16 protein-coding genes are annotated in these 22311 nt (G+C 40.3%); 12 read left to right on the top strand and 4 right to left on the bottom strand.

Annotated elements, in window-relative coordinates; all coding sequences use genetic code 11:
• The first annotated feature begins 183 nt into the window (after positions 1-183).
• From EP57_RS00075 to EP57_RS00035, 10 genes are all read left to right on the top strand, one after another.
• On the top strand, positions 184-2490 hold the full coding sequence (locus EP57_RS00075; RefSeq protein WP_036082997.1) for a SpaA isopeptide-forming pilin-related protein: 2307 nt from the start codon (positions 184-186) through the stop codon (positions 2488-2490).
• 281 nt (positions 2491-2771) lie between these two features.
• A complete protein-coding gene (locus EP57_RS00070) occupies positions 2772-5552 on the top strand; it encodes a YhgE/Pip domain-containing protein (RefSeq protein WP_036082995.1) in 2781 nt (926 codons plus the stop codon).
• Between the two features lie 240 nt (positions 5553-5792).
• Complete coding sequence (locus EP57_RS00065; protein WP_036082993.1) at positions 5793-7280, top strand: AcpB/EbpR/MafR family transcriptional regulator; 1488 nt, start codon at positions 5793-5795, stop codon at positions 7278-7280.
• A gap of 272 nt (positions 7281-7552) precedes the next feature.
• Positions 7553-8542, top strand: coding sequence for a choloylglycine hydrolase family protein (locus EP57_RS00060; RefSeq protein WP_036082991.1), 990 nt, complete (start codon positions 7553-7555; stop codon positions 8540-8542).
• Positions 8543-8601: 59 nt separating this feature from the next.
• Complete coding sequence (gene gadD1, locus EP57_RS00055; RefSeq protein WP_036082989.1) at positions 8602-9990, top strand: glutamate decarboxylase GadD1; 1389 nt, start codon at positions 8602-8604, stop codon at positions 9988-9990.
• Positions 9991-10086: 96 nt separating this feature from the next.
• Positions 10087-11538: a glutamate/gamma-aminobutyrate antiporter gene (gadC, locus tag EP57_RS00050; RefSeq protein ID WP_036082987.1), complete on the top strand. Its 1452-nt coding sequence runs from the start codon at positions 10087-10089 to the stop codon at positions 11536-11538.
• Between the two features lie 12 nt (positions 11539-11550).
• Positions 11551-11727: a hypothetical protein gene (locus EP57_RS17045; protein WP_173405073.1), complete on the top strand. Its 177-nt coding sequence runs from the start codon at positions 11551-11553 to the stop codon at positions 11725-11727.
• Between the two features lie 2 nt (positions 11728-11729).
• Positions 11730-12179 (top strand): DUF4352 domain-containing protein, encoded by a 450-nt coding sequence (locus EP57_RS00045; RefSeq protein WP_036082985.1) that lies wholly within the window; start codon positions 11730-11732, stop codon positions 12177-12179.
• Between the two features lie 12 nt (positions 12180-12191).
• Positions 12192-12908 carry a Crp/Fnr family transcriptional regulator gene (locus EP57_RS00040; RefSeq protein ID WP_036082983.1) on the top strand — a complete coding sequence of 239 codons (717 nt, stop codon included), beginning with the start codon at positions 12192-12194 and terminating at the stop codon, positions 12906-12908.
• 22 nt (positions 12909-12930) lie between these two features.
• A complete protein-coding gene (locus EP57_RS00035; RefSeq protein ID WP_036082981.1) occupies positions 12931-13137 on the top strand; it encodes a hypothetical protein in 207 nt (68 codons plus the stop codon).
• Positions 13138-13223: 86 nt separating this feature from the next.
• On the opposite strand, the gene EP57_RS00030 is transcribed toward EP57_RS00035, so the two are convergent.
• From EP57_RS00030 to EP57_RS00015, 4 genes are all read right to left on the bottom strand, one after another.
• Positions 13224-15704, bottom strand: a complete 2481-nt coding sequence (locus tag EP57_RS00030) for a YhgE/Pip domain-containing protein (protein WP_221641572.1) — start codon at positions 15702-15704, stop codon at positions 13224-13226.
• A 7-nt stretch (positions 15705-15711) separates the two neighbouring features.
• Positions 15712-17214 carry an amino acid permease gene (locus tag EP57_RS00025; protein WP_052167437.1) on the bottom strand — a complete coding sequence of 501 codons (1503 nt, stop codon included), beginning with the start codon at positions 17212-17214 and terminating at the stop codon, positions 15712-15714.
• A 70-nt stretch (positions 17215-17284) separates the two neighbouring features.
• Positions 17285-18697, bottom strand: a complete 1413-nt coding sequence (gad, locus tag EP57_RS00020; protein WP_036082977.1) for a glutamate decarboxylase — start codon at positions 18695-18697, stop codon at positions 17285-17287.
• A 2-nt stretch (positions 18698-18699) separates the two neighbouring features.
• Positions 18700-19698, bottom strand: a complete 999-nt coding sequence (locus EP57_RS00015; RefSeq protein WP_036082975.1) for a choloylglycine hydrolase family protein — start codon at positions 19696-19698, stop codon at positions 18700-18702.
• A gap of 393 nt (positions 19699-20091) precedes the next feature.
• Between EP57_RS00015 and EP57_RS00010 the strand changes: the two genes are divergently transcribed.
• Both EP57_RS00010 and EP57_RS00005 read left to right on the top strand, forming a co-directional pair.
• Complete coding sequence (locus tag EP57_RS00010) at positions 20092-21081, top strand: choloylglycine hydrolase family protein (protein ID WP_036082973.1); 990 nt, start codon at positions 20092-20094, stop codon at positions 21079-21081.
• Between the two features lie 280 nt (positions 21082-21361).
• Positions 21362-22078: a Crp/Fnr family transcriptional regulator gene (locus EP57_RS00005; protein ID WP_036082971.1), complete on the top strand. Its 717-nt coding sequence runs from the start codon at positions 21362-21364 to the stop codon at positions 22076-22078.
• The last annotated feature ends 233 nt before the right edge of the window (positions 22079-22311 follow it).

Below are 22311 nucleotides of genomic sequence, written 5' to 3'. Positions count from 1 at the left end.
TAATAGTCATAAAAGATTATATAATTTGCAAATGGTATATAAATGCATCTTTAACCAGTGTATAGAAGGGATTATGATGGAAGTGTATTCATTAAAACGATTGGGAGGCATACAGTTCAATGATTAACACTTGAAGTTTTATGAAACATAGCGCTTGAAATAAAGGAATAAAGGAGACAAACAATGGGGAAAAATAAAAAATTTATTGCGTGCTTACTTATTGCAATTCTATGTTTACCACTATTTGGTGTATTCGCAACTGCTCAAAGTGGCGCAACAAAAGAGGATAGTAGTTCCATTCAAACATCATTAGCAATCGTGACGGGGACAATTAAAAGTCGGGAAGAAGTCAATTTACGCGTCAACATTTCTGGGAGTGCAGGTGCTTTCGTATCGGATAATGGAAATATTGTTGTGACGATACCGAAAGAGATTGTGTATAACCCGAATGATTTCACGACAAAAACAAATATTCCGCAGCCGTTTAAACTAGAAAATGTAACGAGTGATGCGACAAATTATCGGCTTACATTTTCAATAGATAGAAGTACAATAGGAGCTAATGACGCGTTCAATGGTATTTTTGAGATTAAATTCGGTGCACCGGTAATGACTGTTGGTGATGCTTACCATGACACACAGACATTTGCCGTTGACTACGCGGGACAAAATAAGCAAGTAACAGCAGATGTGCAGAAGCAAAACGTTGCGATTATGCCGTTATTTGACAAGTGGTACAAAGGCGATTTTGATAAGGATGGCGTTGCGACACTAAATACGATGGATGCTGAGAATAATAGTTTTCAGTTGGTCGTGAATTATAGACGAATTGATTTGAAGAATGTTGTTATAACGGATACACTGCCAAAAGGGACATCGTTGATAGCGTCATCGACTAAGCCTTCGGTATCAGGTGATGCGATGGACAAAGAGGGAATTCGAATTTTGAAAGTGACGGGTTTTGATGCAAATGGGACAGCGACAAAATATAAGTATGTCACTGCAGATTTTCAAGATAAAATCCATCTAGATAAGGAAACGAATCGTTTTACAGTAGAATTAGGAGATTTGACTGTAGATGATACGTATTTCATTGAATATGCACTAAATGTGGATGATGTAAATACTGGTTTACAGCAAAATGTTGCCCAATTATCGGCAAACAATCGCGCAGATGTTGTCAAATCTGTGCCTGTAAAACCAATCAAACATTTTGGAACCAGCTATATTTTAAATAAAAGTGTGGATAAAACAGCGCTCAACTATGATGATAATGAACTGGTTTATACGCTGAGATTGACATCCTTAGATGGTGATGCTATTCCTGCGGGGACAACGATTACCGATCCATTGGATGAGAGAATTAAGTCACCCACCCTTTTGCCGTATGATGATAGCGTGGTAGATATGCAGCTAGTGGATAATGAGATTAGGATTACAACACTGGTTGATATACCGAAAACCAATCAGATGGAATGGCGATTTAAGGTGAATGTCGAAGCGCTGAAAATAGGCGATTTATTGTCTAACCAAGCTTATTTGACGGTGGAGAATAATGTAATCTATTCGAATGCTGTATCTACGAGGAAATATGACGGGCGAATAAGCATCCAGAAAGTAGACAATCATCAGAATCCAGTAGCTGGTGCAGTTTATGAAGTGAAGAATGACAAGGCAGAGGTTGTTTTTGAGGGAGCGACAGATGAAGCAGGATTTTTAGTAACGAAGGCACTTCCGCTTGGGAATTATACAGTAACGGAAATTGAGGCGCCTGTGGGATATGTCTTGGATAGTACGCCATATCTCGTCGTTGTTGCGGATCAGGATGTGACGCCGATTGTAGTTGGAACAGAGAATAAGTTGCAGACAGGAACGGTCACACTGACGAAAATCGAGGCGACCAATCGTGAGAATACGCTAGCTGGAGCATCTTTTGAGTTGCTGGATCAAGATGGGAATGTTTTATTAGAAGATTTAATAACGGATGAAGACGGAAAAGTAACGCTGGAATTAGATCCTGGCGTATATGCATTCGTGGAAACAGATGCGCCTCAAGGATATATGCTGGATGAAGAGCCAGTATCATTTGAAATTGAGTTTGGGGAAAATAATACTGCCGTGGAGGTAGTGAAGGAAAATAGCCATCTTTTCACGCCAGAACCTGTGTTACCGGAACCTGAAATGCCAGAGAGCAAGCCAGAAATTCCGGCCAAGGCTCCGACCAAACCAATGGATACGCCAATAGTAAAACCAGAAATTACACTTCCAGTTGAAAAGCCTGGCATTACTGACACACCGAAGATAGAGCCGATAGTTAAACCAGATAAGGCAGAATCAGAGTCTAAACCAGATACGAAATCTAAATCAGATGCAAAACCAATGAAATTAGCGAAAACAGGAGACCAATCGGAGGAACATTTCATTCTTCTTGGTGTCACGCTACTTCTTTTAGGAGCTGCTTTGCTTTGGTATAGAAAAAGTGTGAGGTAGTCACGCCGTTAACGCGAAATGAGCAGGAATCTTGTATGTCCATTTTAAAAAAATTGGGTTATACAAAGGTTTCTGCTTTTTTTGTATAGCTGAATAACATGTGAATCTACTTATGAAATGGCTTGTTTACAATGTTTTCACCCCTTTTAATACCCGCCACCATTTTTATGCACACAAAACGACAAAAACAAGAATTTCCAAGCTTCAAAAATCTATATACTTGTATTTGTAAGCAAGAGATGACAAATATCTTGAAGAATTTGAAGGAGGAAATATTAAATATGAATATGGTCAAAAATGAGTGGAAAAAACTATTTCATAATAAGGTACTACTAATTTCTTTTATAGCAATTCTTTTTATCCCAATAATGTATGCAAGCTTTTTCTTAAAATCAGTGTGGGACCCATATGGTAAGGCAAGTCATTTGCCAGTCGCGGTCGTGAACTTAGATGAAACAGTGGACTTCCAAGGACAGAAAATGGATGTCGGCGATCAACTAGTCGCTAAACTGAAAAAAGATGATTCGCTAGACTGGCGTTTTGTTTCTAAAGAAGAAGCGCAACAAGGCATGAAAGACCTTAAATACTACATGATCGTGACTCTGCCAAAAGACTTCTCTAAAAACGCGACGACACTTCTAGATGAGAACCCGAAAAAAATGGAGATTGGCTATGAAACAAATGGCTCTCTTAATTTCATTGGTGAAGAAGTAACGAAAATGGCGATTGAAGACTTGAAAGCACAAGTTGGAACGAGTGTGACGAAAGGTTATGCAGAAACGATTTTTGCACAAGTTGGTAAGCTAGGCAGCGGGATTGTACAAGCTGCCGATGGTGCGGAACAAATTGCTGACGGTGGAAACAAACTTAGTGATGGGAACAAAGAAATAACGACGAATCTTGATAAATTAGCAAACAGCACGATTACGTTTGAGAACGGCGCAGATACTTTTAATGTCGGCTTAGATCAGTACGTTGCAGGCGTCGAAAAAGCAAACAATGGCGCGGCGCAATTAGATGCAGGTACGAAAAAACTAGCCTCTAATGTCGGCCCATTAACAAATGGTGTTGCAGCACTTGACGCTGGTGCTAGCCAATTATCAAACGGTGTTGGACAATATACATCAGGCGTGAACGAACTAAATAAAGGTACGTCATCCGCTCTTGCAGGTTCATCAAGCCTAACGAAAGGTCTGAATGATCTAAATAATCAGTTACCAAACCTAGAAAACGGTGTTGGCGAACTACAAACAGGACTAGAAAAATTAAACACAGGTAGCGCACAACTAAAATCAGGACTAGAAACATTAGATTCTAACCTTTCAAGCCCGACGAGCAAATCACAAATCGCAGAATTACAAAGTGGCTTGAACCAATTTAAAACAGGACTTGCCGAATTAAATCAACAAGTTAATAACACAACATTAACGAGCATTGTTGACAAAGGCAAGGCAATCGAACCAACCGTTAACAAAATCGAAGAACGCCTAGCAGCACTAGAAGCATTAACAAACGGCAACCATAGCGAACAAATTATCGCTAAAATCGAAGCCTCAGAAACACTAGCTCCAGAAGACAAAGCTAATTTGATTAACGACATTAAACCAATTTTGGCAGATCAAGCACAAAAGCAAAACGAAATCATTCAAATGTTGCATAAAGATCTAGAAGAAATGAGTCAATTATTAGCAGATATCCCAGACAGCATCGGTGAAATTGAGGCATTACAATCTGGCGTTAGTCAATTAAACAATGGCTTTAACGGTAACCCAGGTATTTACAGCGGTACAAACGCTCTAATCGGTTCAATGGCTGATATTCAAAAAGCAGTAGGTAGCGCAAACGACCAGAACACATTACTTGGCGGCGCAACAGCACTTCATAGCGGTATTGCAGACGCGACAACAGGTGCCAAAGAATTAAACGCAAAAGTACCAAGTTTAGCAAGCGGCGTAAACCAATTAACAGACGGTAGCCAAGCTCTAAATAACGGTTTGAAAAAAATCAACGACGGAACATCTGAACTAGGTAGCAAATCAGCAGACCTAAATAACGGTGCAACAAAACTTGCAGGCGGCATGAATACTTTCTCAGGTCAACTACCAGCTCTAACAAATGGCGTAAATGCACTAAATAACGGCGCAGCACAATTAGCAGATGGCACGAACGAACTTGTAGCCAATGCACCAAAATTACAAAATGGCGCAGCAGCACTAAGCAATGGCGCAGGTGAAATTCACAACGGATCAGCACAACTAGCAGCAGGTTCCGCACAACTTGGAACAGGCATTGACAAACTAAATGCAGGCGCAACAGAACTATCTTCAAAATTAGCAGCAGGAAGCCGACAAATGGGTCAATTAAACCCAACAGATAAGAACTTCGATATGTTCGCAAGCCCAGACAAAGTAAATCACAAAAATTACAGTACAGTTCCAAATTACGGCGCAGCATTAGCACCATATGTCATGTCACTAGCACTATATGTTGGTGCCCTAGTATTCAACTTCGTATTCCCAATCAGAAAAATCTCAATGCGTGGTCAAACAAGTACAGCATGGTGGGCAAGTAAAGCATCAATTGGCGCTTTCGTAGCAATCGTGATGGCACTTATCCAAGCAACAGTTATGTTAGTACTCGGATTACACGTAGATTCACTGATTCAATTTTATGCAATGGCAATTACAACGTCACTGGCGTACATGTTCATCATCATGTTCCTAGCTATGACATTTGATAACCCAGGTCGCTTTGTTGCAATGATCTTACTCATCGTACAACTTGGCGGTGCAGGCGGAACATTCCCAATGCCACTAACAAACGGATTCTTCAACGCGATTCACCCATTCCTACCAATGACTTACTCTATCTACGGATTCAGACAAGCCATTACAAGCGGAATCGGCATGAACGTTTACTTCCAAAGCCTGTTCGTTCTTGTAGGAATCTTCGCAGTATTCGCCGGCCTACTATGGTTCGGAATGAAACAATTACAAAAGAAACATCTTGAAGGCGTATCTCAACTAGACAATAATCAAGAATTACAAGCAGTAGAAGATTAATCATAATGGCTCTGCATTCCATACGGGATGCAGAGTTTTTTTGTGTAGCTAAAATAGTAACAAAAAGTTCGAATGATGCGCGAGATTTTCTTGTTTTTAGAATCATAAAAAAGCCGATTGTGTTATACTTTTTCATATTAGAGGAGTATTTTAAGATGAATGTGGTATAGGTATTAATAAATAAATGTTAAATAATTATTGGATTGTGTTTTCTGGTCATTTTTTGAAGGGGGATTTCCAATGAAAAAAGATATTTATCTAGCTGGGGACCAAAGTACAACTAATAGTATGTTGCTTTTGCGAATGATTGCGGAGGAGCCGCGTTGGTATACGGTAAATGAACTGAGCGAGCGTTTGGACATGAATCAGAGAACGATACAGCGCTATCTTGCAGACTTGTTGGAGAAAATTGAGGACTATAATGACGAGAACATTCAACTGCATACCGCAAAAAATAAAGGTGTGTTCCTAGAAATTACGCTAGGCGCGGATGTACTCAATTTCGAATTGTATCTTCTAGAAGATAACGTGACAATTATGCTCATGAAAGCCATCTTTTTTGAAGAGTTCACCTCGGTGAAAAAGTTTGCGATGGATTATTTTTTGAGTGAAACGACGATTCGACGTTCGCTAAAATATTTTCAGGAGTTGCTAGAACCTTATGGGATTGGCTTGAAGCGGGAAACATATGAAGTGATAGGACCTGAGGAACAGGTTAGGATGTTTTTTTATAGCTATTATTGGCGCATATACCAAGGTGCAATGTGGCCGTTTGATATAGTAGATCGTAAAGCGGTCGAGGAGGCTGCATTGAAAGTGACTTCGAGTTTGCGGCAGAACTTAACCTATGTGCAGCAGTATCAGATTGAGTATATTATAGCGATTAATACGATTCGGATTCGGAAAAGGCATTTTGTCGAACTGAACCCGAATTGGAAAAACTATTTAGACTTGGATAATGATTTTAGAAGCTTGACCAAAATAAAAGCTGTGTTTGACTCGCTGAATATTCAGAAGGAGAGCGAAGTTTATTTCTTTTATCTACTGATGGAGACGCGACCTAAGTTGTATGAAAATAAAGAAGTAGCAAGACGAGCTATGGCACCGCATAAAAAGAATAAATCTGATGTTTATGTTGCTACAGAAGTGTTTATGCGTGTGTTTTCTGAAGAAATGGCGCCGATACCTGAGAAAAAATATGATACGTTTTTCAATAGTAGTTTTTCGGCGCATCTATTTTGTACGTTATTTAAGAATTTTTCGGTGGATATCAATGGGTATGAATATATGCGTAAATTGAAGGAGTATTATCCGAATTTGCATCAGAAATTGAATGAGCTGTTGGATAAGCTATACGCAGAGACTGGCAATGCGTTGTTTTTAGAGAAGGATTTTTTATTGACGAGGTACGGGCTACTGTTTTCAGCTATAAAGCGGTTAACGTATTTTGAGGAACAGATTCGGATTGTGTTAGATACAGATTTACCTAAGTTTGCAGAGCGGAATTTGCGTCTTCAGATTTTTGACACGTTGAAATATCGGTATAAAGTGCAGTTCTTGAATAAGAATAGTGCGCCACAAGCAGATTTGATTTTGACGACCGTTGCCACGCCGATGATGGTGGAGCGGTATAATCGTGAAAAGGTACTCCACATTGAAGCAGAACTTTCTGCGCGGGATTTCACTAATATCATTGATATTGTCATTGAAGCGATGTCTAGTAAATAGTATATAGAAGAAAGCTGCCAATCTTGGTGGCTTTTTTTTACGTTCGGTTAAAAATGTGCAGATAATACGACAAAATCGGAAATTTAGCGAGCGTAAAAACCGATATAATAGGTATTGTAAGTGAGAGAGACATGAGGATGCGACAACGTTTAGCAGGAAAACGAAGCAGTCAAAAATGTACCACTAAAACGACAAAAGAAGAAAATCATACGAAAAAAACCTCGCTATAATAAGTAGTATAGTAAATAAAATTTTGAAGGAGAGAATAAATTATGTGCACAAGCTTAGTATTAGAAACGTTGGATGGAAAACATTTATTATCAAGAACGATGGATTTCGCTTTTATTTTGGAGGCGAACCCAACGATTAGCCCGAGGAATTATGTGTGGCAATCATCGACAGACGGTGTGGAGTACACGAATGAATACGCATTTGTTGGAGCAGGTAGAGAGCTTGATAAATACATTTTCGCAGATGGATTGAATGAGCAAGGATTGAGTTGTGCGTCGCTGTATCTTCCAGGAGAAGCGGTTTATGCACCAGAAGCTATCGATGGAAAAATTAACTTGGCCCCGCAGGAATTCTTACTTTGGATGTTAGGTACATGTGCGACGATTGAGGACGTGGAGGCGAAGTTAGCGGATATTAACTTGGTGGATCAACCAGTAGCGCTACTAGGAATCACGACGCCGCTACATTGGATTTTCACGGATAAGAGTGGGCGCTGCGCGGTGATTGAGCCGACGGAAACGACACTTCGCATCAAAGAAAACCCGGTAGGTGTTATGACAAACACGCCACGCCTCGAATGGCACATTGAAAATTTGAGAAACTACACAGGCTTACAAGCCAAACAACTTGCGCCAGTGAAGTTCGGTGACTATGTCGCCAAACCATTCTCACAAGGAACAGGAACAAGTAAATTACCAGGCGGCTTCACACCACCAGAACGCTTTGTCCGCGCGGCTTACCTGAAAGAAAACGTCGTACCTGCGAAAAATGAAGAAGAAGCAATCACCAACGTATGGTACATCTTGAATAGCGTTCGCATCCCGAATGGCGCTGTCATCAAAGACAATGGCGACCCGGATTTCACGCAATACGTGGCATCGATGTGTTCGGAAAGCAAGACGTACTACTTCACTTCCTACGAAAACAACCAAATCAACAGTGTAACATTGACGGATGAAGTTTTAGAAAATACAAAAGAGCCTACCACGTATGTCGTGGATACAGTGCAAAATGTGAATAAATTAGTCTAAATAGCCCTTTTATATAACGGAATATTCAAAATAAAAAATTAATTATTGGAGGAATTTATATGTTTAAAACAAATGTAGAACAAAATAATGTACCGGTGTTTGGATCTTTTGAGTCAGGACAAGATTTACCAGAGAAACGCATGAATAAGGAATCGGTAGACCCGCGGATTGCTTACCAACTTGTGAAGGATCAATTGATTGATGAGGGTTCGGCGAGACAAAATCTAGCTACTTTCTGTCAAACATATATGGAACCGGAAGCGGAGCAAATCATGGCGGAAACGATGGAGAAAAATGCGATTGATAAGTCGGAATATCCGCAGACGGCAAAGCTTGAGTCGAGTTGTGTGAACATGTTAGCTGATCTTTGGAACGCGGATGATTCGGAGCATTACATGGGAACGTCGACGGTTGGTTCGAGTGAGGCTTGTATGCTTGGCGGGATGGCGATGAAATTCAGATGGCGCAATGCTGCACGCGAAAATGGACTAGATATCAATGCTAAAAAGCCAAACTTAGTTATTTCCTCGGGATATCAAGTTTGCTGGGAGAAGTTCTGTGTCTACTGGGATATCGAACTGCGCGAAGTACCGATGAGTGAAGACCATTTGAGCATCAATACGGATATCGTCATGGACTACGTGGATGACTACACGATTGGGATTGTCGGCATTCTAGGCATCACCTACACAGGTAAATTTGACGACATCAAAACGTTGAATGATCTTGTGGAAGACTACAATAATACGCATGACAATGAAGTCGTGATTCATGTTGATGGTGCGAGTGGTGCGATGTTTACACCGTTTGTTGATCCAGAGTTAGAATGGGATTTCCGCTTACCAAATGTTGTTTCGATTAATACGTCAGGACATAAATACGGTCTTGTGTACCCAGGTGTTGGTTGGATTTTATGGCGTGACAAGGAGTACTTGCCAGAAGAATTGGTGTTTGATGTGAGCTACCTTGGCGGACACATGCCGACCATGGCAATCAATTTTTCCAGAAGTGCGAGTCAGATTATCGGTCAATATTATAACTTCTTACGATTCGGATATGATGGTTACCGCCAAATCCATATGCGTACGAGAGATGGCGCCTTGCAATTATCACAAGCAGTTGCCGAAACAGGACTTTTCGAAATTTATAACGATGGCGACAATTTACCAATCGTTTGTTACAAACTAAAAGACGATGCCAATGTGGAGTGGACGCTTTACGATTTGGCAGATCGCTTGCAAATGAAGGGCTGGCAGGTTCCGGCGTATCCACTTCCAAAAGAAATGGGTAACACGATTATTCAGCGCTACGTTTGCCGCGGCGACTTAGGTCAAAACATGGTTACAGCTTTCAAAAACGACCTGAGCGAGAGTATTGAAGAACTTAACAACGCACATATTTTATACCATGATGTCAATACGTCTAAAACACATGGCTTTACACATTAAGAAAAACTGGAGAGTTACAAAAAATGGCACGTGACTCTCCCTCTATTTTGAAATGTTGCATACTTAAATCAAATTATCCTTAGGAGGAAATAAATAATGAAAAAGCAAGCTTCAGCAAAAACGTTATCACTATTCGGATTCTTCGCAATAACAGCTTCTCTATTTATCACCGTTTATGAATATCCAACATTCGCCACTTCTGGATTTTCCCTCGTGTTCTTCTTACTACTATGTGGATTCTTATGGTTCTTACCAGTCTCGCTTTGTTCCGCAGAGCTCGCGACAGTAGACGGTTACCAGGAAGGCGGAATTTTTGGCTGGGTAAGTAAAACACTTGGCGAAAAATATGGTTTTGCCGCGATATTCTTCCAATGGTTCCAAATCACAGTTGGCTTTGTCACAATGATTTACTTCATTATTGGCGCACTATCTTACGTTATTAGTTTTCCAGCACTTGATTCTAACCCAATGTATAAATTTATCGCTGTCCTTGTGATTTTCTGGGGACTGACATTACTACAATTAAAAGGCACAAAAGTTACTGCCATCTTCGCAAAATTAGGTTTCGTTGTCGGTATCACGATTCCAGTATTAGCACTATTTTTCCTAACTATTTTCCACTTAAAATCAGGTCACCACGCAGCAATTTCCTTCACAGCATCAAGCTTCATTCCAAAATGGACAGACATGTCATCACTTGTAATCTTCATGCTTGCCTACATGGGCGTCGAAGCCTCTGCACCACACATCAATGAAATGAAAAATCCAAAACGCGATTACCCGCTAGCAATGATTTTACTCATTTTTGTCGGAATTGCCTTAAACACAATCGGCGGATTATCTGTAGCTTCTGTCGTACCATCGCATGATTTATCACTAAGTTCAGGCGTTGTTCAAACATTTAAAGCCCTTATTTTACAAAATGGAAACAGCTTGGAGTGGGTTGTTAAACTAATCGCCTTCATGATCGCATTCGGCGTTATGGCACAAGTTAGCTCATGGATTGTCGGACCAACAAAAGGTATGCAAACCGTTGCTGATAAAGGCATTATCCCGTCTGTATTCCGCAAAACAAATAAACACAACGTTCCCGTACCACTTATTATGGTTCAAGGTGTCATCGTTTCTATCTGGGCAGCAGTCCTAACATTCGGCGGTGGCGGTAACAACGTATCATTCCTAACTGCCATTTCACTAACTGTTGTCATCTACTTGATTGGATACGTCCTATTCTTCCTAGCTTATTTCGTCCTTATTTTGAAAAAGAAAAATCTAGAACGTACGTATCAAATCCCAGGTGGCAAAATCGTGAAATTAATCGTTGCAGGCGTTGGACTATTAATGTCAGTAGCCGCAATCGTGTCCGCGTTCTTCCCACCAGCATCACTAAGCAAGAGCAGCGACATGTCTTATGAAATCATCCTTGCAGCAAGCTTCATCATCACCGTATTAATTCCATTCGTCATCTACGCCGTTCACACTAAAAAGGAAAAAAAAGCCATCAAAGAAGCAACTATCCAAGAAAAAGCTACTTTATCTGTAGAATAAGAGGTGATTCAGATGGGAAAACCACCGAGATGGAGACACTTTTACAAACCAGACGACTATTCTACAACTGCGAAATTCTGGATTTTGTTGCACCTCATCGCTCTAGATTTAGAAGATGAGATGCAACAAATCGAAGCAGAAATGAATTACCAAAAATACAACGAAAAAAATCAAGAAGAAAGGATTTAAACATGAAAAAAATGGTCGCTCTCATAACAGTAGTCATTATTACGAGCATGATAGCACTCGGAGGTTGCAGCACAGCATCTGCAGCCTCCGACATGCATAAAGCATACGAAACGAAAACGATAAAAATCAAACCTACAAAAGTAACCCGAGAAAAAACAGACTCCGATCATAAAGCACTTTTAAAAGTCGAAGTTACCGTGAAAAACAAATCCAAAGAACAACAAAGCATCGGATTGGGAAATTTCAGTTTGAAGGACCCGAACCACAAACAAAATTTGATGTATGGCATGAAAGAAGATAGTCTAGGGCACACGATGGCACCAGGACAAGAGCTGAAAGGGAATATTTATTTTGAAATTCCTGTCGATTTGGAGGAAGGTTGGATGAGCTATATACCCGAACCTGGCCACGATAAAGCGGCAGAATGGCTGATTGTATTCCCTAAAGATTAGGAGGTTTTTTAGATGAACAATAAAGAAACGAATATAGGATTACTTCACGCGGAATCCGATATTAGCAAAGATTTCAGCGAGATCAAGTTTCGCCAATTTATACAAGATGATTTTATTTTCCCAGTTCAAGGCGTGAAGAAGAACTATGTGAAGCAAGATATTCTCATTCGCGAAGGAGCGGATACCAACGACGTTTATTTTATTGAACAAGGTATGGTCGCGGCCACGCTGGATGGTAATGTAGCTGTCGATTTCTTTACCAAAAACGATGTCATTGGCTTATCTAATTTAACACTTGGAAGTAAATCAGACTACACTTTCACGGTTCTATCTGATGAGGTCGAAGTGACGCGTTACCGAAAAGAAAATCTGATTGAGAAAATAATGAATACGCAAGAAGGATATTTGTATCACTACATGCACATGCAAAATACGGCCAGTCGATTGCTTGCCCGTCAAGAATTATTGCAATTACCAACAGAAGAAAGAATCATTTTCGTGCTGTTAGAACTTAGTGAAAAATATGGAAATGAAGTGGACGATAAAGATATGCTCCGTTTCCCAAAACAAATAAACAAAGGCAGGATTGCGCAATATACGAATTTCAACGCGAGTACAATTACAACAGTCCTGCAAAAACTACAAGAAGAAGCGTGCATTTATCCCGTTCGTAGCGCCATTTTTGTCAACACGGAAAAACTAGAAACAAAGCTAGAAGCCATTTCATAAAACCGAGAAGGAGAGTCCAATTGTGAACAAGAAAAAAATGCAAAAAGTAGTCAGCAATATAGCTGTGGTGTCCGTTATTGGCGCGAGTCTTATAACACCGTTCAACACATCGGTAAGCCAAGTACGAGCAGCACAAGGCGTACGAGGCGTATCCGCTGATGATTATAACGCAGCACAACGAGAATTAAAAAATGCCACGAACGATACAACACCTAGAATGGATGATTAAATGCGTAGTAGTACGATAAAATATGATACTAAATAAAGCCGAAGCGTGTATCTCAAACGCTTCGGCTCATTTTATGATGGTTTACTTTATTTCTCTAAGCCTTGTAATTCCTGATTATTATCCAACTGCGAGATACCATCGAGATGTTTTTTCTGCAGAATTCGCATCGCGAACCACAACAGAACGTTGAAGACGATGAAAATGATGAATAGTATCGTGAGGCTTTGCGTGAAGAGACTCGTGCCGATACCGCCTGTGATGGCTTCCCGGAATGCGTAGATAGAATACGTCATTGGCAGGAATGGGTGAATCGCTTCAAAGAATGAGTTCGTAAGCTGGATTGGGAATGTTCCTCCCGCACCGGCTAGTTGAATGATGAGTAGAATCATTGCTGCGAAGCGTCCTGGATTGTCGAATGCCATGGCTAGGAACATGATAATCGCCATGTAAGCTAAGACGGTGACGAGTGCTGTCAGATAGAACTCGAAAATATTGTCTACCTGCAGTCCTAGTAAGAGCATGACGCTGACTTGAATAATCGCCATCGCTATTGCGGCAAATAAGCCGATACTTACTTTACTTGCCCACCAAGCTGTACTTGTTTGCTCTAACATAGATACTTTGCGGATTGGGAAAACAAAGTTTAGAACGAGACAGCCTACATATAACGCAAGAGACATCACGTATGGCGCCAAAGCTTGGCCGTAACTTTTCACAACACTGTACGGTTTGGAATCCAATTTGACAGGTGAAGCGAGCATTTCGATATTGTCTTTATTCACATTCAAGTCATTAAAAGAAGTTGCCGCTGCGTCTAATTTGGTGGCGAGCTCATCAGAACCGCTTTCAAGTTTGGTAATTCCTTGACCAAGTGTTTGTGAGCCAGCTGCTAGTTTTGCGGAGCCTGATTCGAGTTCATCCGAGCCAGTCGCTAATTTATTGGCTCCACTTAAAAGTTCAGGACTATTCGTGTTTAATTTATTTGTCCCAGCGACAAGTTGTGCGGTGCCGCTATTTAGTTGTTTGCTTCCGGCGTCTAATTTACCAACACCCGCAGCTAGCACGGGAACTTTGGCATTGAGTTCATTGACACCACCGGCAGCTTGATTGATACCAGCATTTAGAGCAGTTGCGCCGCCTAACAATGTATTTTGGTTTCCAGAAGTTCCTACTGCGCTTGAAATGGTATTTAGCGAACCAGCGAGTTGATTAGTGCCATTTTTGATTTGTGGGAAGTTGATTGCTAGTTCAGAAACACCGCCTTGTAATTGTTGCACAGCGGCTAAACCTTTCGGAATGTCTTCTAAATCATTTAATACGAGATTGATATCAGCTCTCATATCAGTAAGTAAGGCTTGATGGTCGCTTACTTGTTGATTGAAAATTTGGGTGATGTTGTTGATTAATGTTTGTTTCTCTGCTGGGGTCAAGCTCGTACTGTTAACTTGTGCAGTCATTTGGTCCAGATATTGTTGCTGCCCGCTAGGACTGAGCGCAGTTTCTAGGTCTGAGAGGTTACCCTCGATACGATTTAAAACGGGTGAAAAACTTTTAATTTTATTTTCTAGCGTATCGATTGCAGGATTATTCACTTTACTGTTTAGTAAGTTCAAACCTTGCTCAAACTGATTCATGCCGCTTTGTAGTTCTTTGATTTTCTGTTTTGCAGATGGTGCGTCTAGGTTTTGTTGTAGTTCTTGTAAACCATTTTCTAACTTCGCGGAGCCTGCGGAAAGCTGTGTGAGCCCGCTTTGTAGTTCGGATGTGCCGTTTTCAAGTGCTGGGATATTGCCGTAAAGTTCATTGATGCCATTTTCCAGTTGGGAGGAGCCGGAATATAGTTTGTTGGCGCCTGTGTCGAGTTCGCTAACCCCGTTTGTGTAGGTGACAAGGCCGTTCTGTAACTGATTCATACCACCCGAAAAAGTGACTGTGCTGGAGGCTAGCTTATCTAGATTATCTGTAATTTCTGTGTTGCCAGCTCCGAGTTTTTGCGTACCTTGATCAATTTGGTCAGCTCCGTTTGCGGCTTGTTTCATGCCACTACCAATTTTGTCGGCTACTTTTACGAGTGCATCACCGTAAGCTTCGGTTACTTGATTATTGACTTGTGACTCTACTTCACGGATGCCGATTTCGCCAATTTCTTCGGCAATGAAGTTGAGCGAGCCGTTTGTTTCATAAGTTAGATTCATTTTTTTAGGCTTTTCGTCGATTAACGTGATAGCGTTTGCTGAAAAGTCTTTCGGAATTTTCACGATTAGATAATATTTTAAATCTTTCATGCCTTTATTTGCTTCGTCTGCAGAAACGAAGTCCCAATCGAGGTTATGATTCTTTTTGAGTTGCGCGGTAAGTTGATCGCCCACATCGACTTTTTGCCCTTGGAAAGTGATGGATTGATCTTCATTGACTACGGCAACTGGTAAATGGCTTGTTTCTTGATAGGGGTCCCAAACGGACTTTAAGAAGAAACCGGCGTATAGGATTGGGATGGAAAGTATTGCAATAAAGGAGATTAGCAGGACTTTGTTTTGCAGCAGGTTTTTCCATTCTGCTTTTATCATTTTCACGTTAATCCCCTCCAGACTGATCTTTTTTACTGAATTCTGCCCGAATACGTCCCATTGGATGTGTGAATTTGTCTATTTTTGAGCTGTCGAGTGTTTTTAGTTCTTTTAAATGCAGTTGATTGTCTGGTGCGGTGAACATGTAGATGACGAATGGTAAAATCGTTGTTAGGGCAAGGCTAATCGCTAGAATGTGTTTGTAGGATTCGTATTCATCTGGTTTTAAGCTGGATGGGGGAACGAAGGAGTAGGCAATCGCTAGCACGGAGATGAATAGGCCAATACAAGCGATAAGTGTTTTAACAAATGGACCGCCGCCAATTTCGAAGGAACGTTCTAAGTTCTTTTTCTTGAACACTAAAACAAGATAGCCGAGGAAGAAAAGAACGTAGCCGACCAAGTAAATGACAACCGTAAGCGAGATGGCTGTTAGGAACGATACGTTATTTCCGCCACCGCCAAATGTTAGAATTGCTGCCCAAGCCGTCACCATAATGCCTTGGATGCCAATTAAAATGACCGGTACATCATTTTTATTTGTTTTAGCTAACTTTTTAGGAATAACGCCTTTTTGGGCGACTGTGTACATACCAGAAGTTGGCCCGACAATCCAAGAACTGACTTGCCCCATAACGCCAAAAGCGACAAGAAAGGCCAGCACTTTTACAAGCCAAGTTAAACCATCACCATTTTGTAAAATAAGTCTTTCGAAAGCTTGGACAACACCAGAACTAAGGCTTAGCTCATGCGCGGGAACGACAGATGCGACAGAAAGACCGCCGAGTGTACTTAGCCCAATACCGACAATAACGATCAAAACCATGGCAATTGGATAGTCGCGTTTCGGATTTTTCATTTCATTGATGTGCGGCGCCGATGCTTCAACCCCCATGTAGGCGAGAATGAAAATCGCAAGTGCTGAAAAATCAGTAATTTTAGGAACAAAACTGTCCATTGTAAACTTGATTTCAATCGGATTTCCTTTTGCAAAATAAAAAATAGCGAGGATAAACATTAAAATAACAGGAAGCGTAATCCCAAAAATAAAGCCGAGTTTGGTGATTTTCGCTGTTCTATTCGTTCCCCCAAGTGAAACAAACGTTAAAATCCAGAAAATAACAATAACACCTAAGAACTTTATGAGTGGATCATTGTCTAAAGCTTTAAAATCAAAGACATAAGCCAATGCTCCGAGAATGAAATAAATCATTGTCACAAAGCCGACAGTTACTTGAAACCATTGGAAAAAAATCGCCGCGAAGCCATAACGTTCACCGAGTGTTTTTCCTACCCAAGTAAAAATACCGCCTTCTTGCCAGCCCTTGACTGTCGCCATCTCTGCTGAGCAAAGCGCCACAGGCAAAAACCATAAAATACCGCAAAAGATAAGAAAGAAGGCCAGTTTAAATCCGGATGTAGCGAAGGTAGGATATTCATAAACGGTGATAAAAAGTGATGCAGTGATTGCGAAAAAGCCGAATAATGTTAACTCCTTTTTTCCAGCCATTTTGAAAACCCCTTTCTAATTTTAAATGGATCACGAAAAACGGGAGTGCTTCTCGTGATCCATCGCCATTTTAGTGCGTAAATCCTCTTGTTTCTTTTTTGCCATCTGTCGTTTCGGCTTTTGGTGCTAGAATTCTTGCTTTATCTAGTTCTTCAACAGCTTCATTTAAATCGGCTACAAATTCTTCGGCGACGTTAAAACCTAAGTCAGCCCGGCATACGTAGCGTTGAATTAAGACGTCCTCCATATCTTTTGGAAGTGGATAGGTCGGAACTTGCCAGCCTTTCATTTGTAAGCGGTCGGTTAAATCGTACAAGGTCCATTCTTTGTCTGTATCAGCTTTTAACGTGTAACAGACGATTGGCAAATTAGCGCCGTCATTATAAATTTCAAAAAGTCCTGTTTCTTCAAGCGCTTTGGATAGGAAGAGGGCTACTTTCTTCGTTCTTTCATGAATGCCGCGATAGCCATCAAAACCAAGACGTAAGAAGTTGTAGTATTGCGCGATGACTTGGCTAGCGCTTCTCGAGAAATTGATTGCCATGGTCGGCATGTGACCTCCTAAATAACTCACATCGAAAACCAGCTCTTCAGGCAAGTATTTCTTATCTTTCCAAAGCACCCAGCCAATACCAGGATAAACGAGACCGTATTTGTGACCGGATGTATTAATCGAAACGACATGTTTAAGACGGAAATCCCAAGGTAATTCAGGGTTCACGAATGGTGTAAACATCGCACCGCTTGCGCCATCGACATGGATAACGAGCTCATGCCATTTGCTCTTCTTGTTATAGTCGTCAACGAGATGGTTTATTTTTTCGATATCATCGAATTTACCAGTGTAAGTAATCCCCAGAATGCCAACGATTCCAATGGTGTATTCATTGACGTAATCCATGAGAATATCTGTATTAATACTCATATGTTTGCTATCCACAGGAACTTCAATCAAATCAACATCCCAATAGACACCGAATTTTTCCCAACAAACTTGAAAACCGGACGAAATAATCAGGTTTGGTTTTTGTGCATTGATATCAAGGCCGTTTTCTTTAGCCATCGTGCGCCATCTGAATTTCATTGCCATCCCAGCGAGCATACACGCTTCACTCGAGCCAACTGTGGACGTACCAATGAAGTCATCGTCTTTTTGGACACTCCATAAATCAGCCAAAACATTGACGCAGTAATTTTCTAGTTTTGCGGTTTGTGGGTATTCGGATTTATCAATGGCGTTCTTTTCTAGCGTTTCACTCATTAATTGTACAGCTTCTGGTTCCATATAGGTTTGACAAAATGTCGCGAAGTTCTGACGTGCGTTACCTTCATCCATTAGTTCGTCGGAAATTAGGCGGTAAGCTATTTGTGCGTCAATCGGAGACCTTCTTAATGATGTTTTAACGATAGCAGAATCCTCCGCATAGCTTCCGTAAATTGGCATTTTAGCGTCGTGTTTTTCATTTCTTCGATCATGTAACATAATTATCGCTCCTTATATAAGATATCTTCGGTTTGCAATACATCCCACTCGTATGGGGTTTGTGAATGATTGATAAAATCGTCGTCAAGCTTGCATCCTGTAATGCGTTGATTGCCGTATGGTGTAAAATAATAAGTCAGTGAAGACACGCACATAGAAGACGTATATTGCGTTAAATCGGGTGTTCCATCGGATTTGATGACGGCGCCTTTAGGTATTGTAACGCTTTTTAAAACGTACCAAACATTGGTGACACCTTCTTGCTCATTGTTTGCTTCCTGAATATGTTCTTTCAAATAAGCCGCGCGGACAAAGCGTTCTGGCGGTGTATATCCACCTGGCAAGCCCAAAGTTCCACCACCTTGTGAAAAAGGATGTGCTTCAAATTTGCCAAATTTTGCGGAAGTTTTTTGCTCAGGTGTAATATCAATATAATTAGTTAAATTTTTAAAATGCCATTCAAGGGAAGGTGTGTTAGTCATAACGCCAACGGGATTTTCTTTCAATGTTAATTTGAACGAAGGATCTGTCGGCTCAATAACGGCAACGTTTCCTGATTTATCATAGAAAATCCAGTGAAGTGGCGTGGTGATGCCGAGTAGGTCTACTTTTTGATCAACCAGATGAATGGTTTGGAGCACTTCTCTTAATTCGCTAACATCTTTACAGAAGGACAAGGCCCAAAGTAAGAATTCGTGAGGCGCGAGATTGGTTTTACCCGCTTCGGTATTTTTCGAATAGACAGCTTCACTAGGTAGATACAACGAGGCGCAGGCTAGCCCATGTTCATTAACCCCATCTGCTAAAATATATTTTCCTAAATTTCTGCCAGCGCCAATCAATGCGTATTTTCCCGAATAGCGTTCACCATCAACATCGGATTCAAAAGTATATCCACGCGGCAGAGCCACCGGTTTTGCATCCAGCGTAAATCCAAAATCCATGGTTCGAGATAAAAATAAATTTTCGCCTTTCGTTTGATAAACAAAACTTGTACACATGCTACTTCCTCCTTTTTATAGAATGACTAGAAATATATATCAAAAGCATAATATATATTACAGTCATAATACCCCTGAACTTATAAACAAAACTAAAAAAGAGGAAAACTTTACAAAAATAGTACAATTTCTGAAATGTTAATAGACTAGTTATTTTTTAGCTAGAACAGAATTACCAAAAAAGGGCAAACGATACGACAAAAACAAGGATTTGCAACGTCTGGAATTCGATATAATAGGTATTGTAAGTGAGAGAGACATGAGGATGCGACAACGTTTTGACAGGAAAATAGGACAGTTAATAACGTACCGCCAAAACATCAAAAGTATAAAAACATACAAAAAACTAGCTATAATAAATAGTAAATAAAATTTTGAAGGAGAGAATAAATTATGTGCACAAGCTTAGTATTAGAAACGTTAGATGGAAAACATTTATTATCAAGAACAATGGATTTCGCTTTTATTTTGGAGGCGAACCCAACGATTAGCCCGAGGAATTATGTGTGGCAATCATCGACAGACGGTGTGGAGTACATGAATGAATACGCATTTGTTGGAGCAGGTAGAGAGCTCGATAAATACATTTTCGCAGATGGGTTGAATGAAAAAGGATTGAGTTGTGCGTCGCTGTATCTTCCAGGTGAAGCGGTTTATGCACCAGAAGCTATTGATGGAAAAATTAATTTAGCCCCGCAGGAATTCTTACTTTGGATGTTAGGGACATGTGCGACGATTGAAGATGTGGCAGCGAAGTTGGCGGATATTAACTTAGTGGATCAGCCGGTAGCGTTACTAGGAATCACGACGCCGCTACATTGGATTTTCACGGATAAGAGCGGACGTTGCGCAGTGATTGAACCAACGGAAACGACATTACGCATCAAAGAAAACCCGGTAGGCGTTATGACAAACACGCCACGCCTCGAATGGCACATTGAAAACTTGAGAAACTACACAGGCTTACAAGCCAAACAACTCGCGCCAGTGAAGTTCGGTGACTATGTCGCCAAACCATTCTCACAAGGAACTGGAACAAGCAAGTTACCAGGCGGCTTCACACCACCAGAACGCTTTGTCCGCGCGGCTTATTTAAAAGAAAACGTTGTTCCAGCTAAAAATGAAGAAGAAGCAATCACAAATGTATGGTACATCTTGAACAGTGTCCGCATCCCAAATGGGGCTGTCATCAAAGACAATGGCGACCCTGATTTCACGCAATATGTGGCATCGATGTGTTCGGAAAGCAAGACGTACTACTTCACATCGTACGAAAACAACCAAATCAACAGTGTAACATTGACGGATGAAGTTTTAGAAAATACAAAAGAACCTACCACGTATATTGTGGATACAGTACAAAATATAAACCAATTAATATAAATATTTCTTGAATACAAAGAAATATTGCATATTAGAAAAAGGAGGCTGTAAACCTCCTTTTTCTTCACAATTTATAACATTTAACCCTAACGAATCTAACAAGCCTTGGAAGCTAAAATACACCTATAAATAATCTAAAAAGTCATAAAATGTTCAAAAAACTATATTTGTATTCTGGTTTATAGAAAATGAATCCAGATTTATGTTCTATACTAAGTTCCGTTCACTACTATGACGAAGGCACATAAAAATTGAAATAAAACAGAGAGGAGGAATTTACATGCGGCAGAAAATGATAGAAATGAATAACCTATACAGTGAAGAGTCTATAACAAGCCAATTCAGCGAGCGCAAATTTCGTCAATTTATAGAAACAGACAGTATTTTTCCGACAAGTGGTGTGAAGAAGATATTCAACCGAAACGATACTATTTTTAAAAGCAATTCTGACTTAAATGCGGTTTATTTCATCGAGGAAGGCATTGTAACAGCTACTATCGAAGGTGAGGTAGTGGTCGATTTTTACACAACAAGTGACGTTCTTGGCTTTTCTAATTTGATGCTTGGAAGCGATGCGTTCTATAAGTACCAAGTTCTATCCGACGAGCTAGTTGTGACTAGATATGCTAAAGAAGACATCATTGAAAAAATAATTAACACACAAGAAGGCTATTTTTACCACTATGTGCATATGCAAAATCGCGTACACCATATGGCGAAAAAAGAGGAGTTACTTAGACTTCCAACAAGACAAAGAATCAGCAAAGTGCTACTCGAATTCGGCGAGAAATACGGGGAAACAACATCAGAAAAAAACATTATCAGCTTCCCTAAACAAATCAGCAAAGGCATGATTGCGCAATATACGAACTTAAATCCGAATACTGTGACCAACGTTTTGCAAAAACTACAAGAAGAAGGCTACATCTACACAATTAAGAGTGCGATCTATATGGATAAATCGAAGCTAGAAACGAAATTAGCAGTTTTTTCGTAAGAAGACACAAATTATTCGCAAATTGCCCTATTTTTTCCTGAATCTTAGAAAACGACTTCGAAATCCTATTATATACTTGGACAAGAAAGTAAGCGAAATAGGCACAAATGAATGAAATATTGCGAAAGTAGTATTTTAGCTAACTAAACTTAAATAAGAAAGGATGTATGATGATGGGAAAACGACAAAGTCCGATTGATTCAAGCTAAGAGTTTTGAACTCAGTCCAAAAAA

The sequence above is a fragment of the Listeria booriae genome (assembly GCF_000766865.1).
In the GTDB taxonomy this organism is placed as follows: domain Bacteria; phylum Bacillota; class Bacilli; order Lactobacillales; family Listeriaceae; genus Listeria_A; species Listeria_A booriae.
This window is presented reverse-complemented; position numbering and strand designations above follow the sequence as displayed.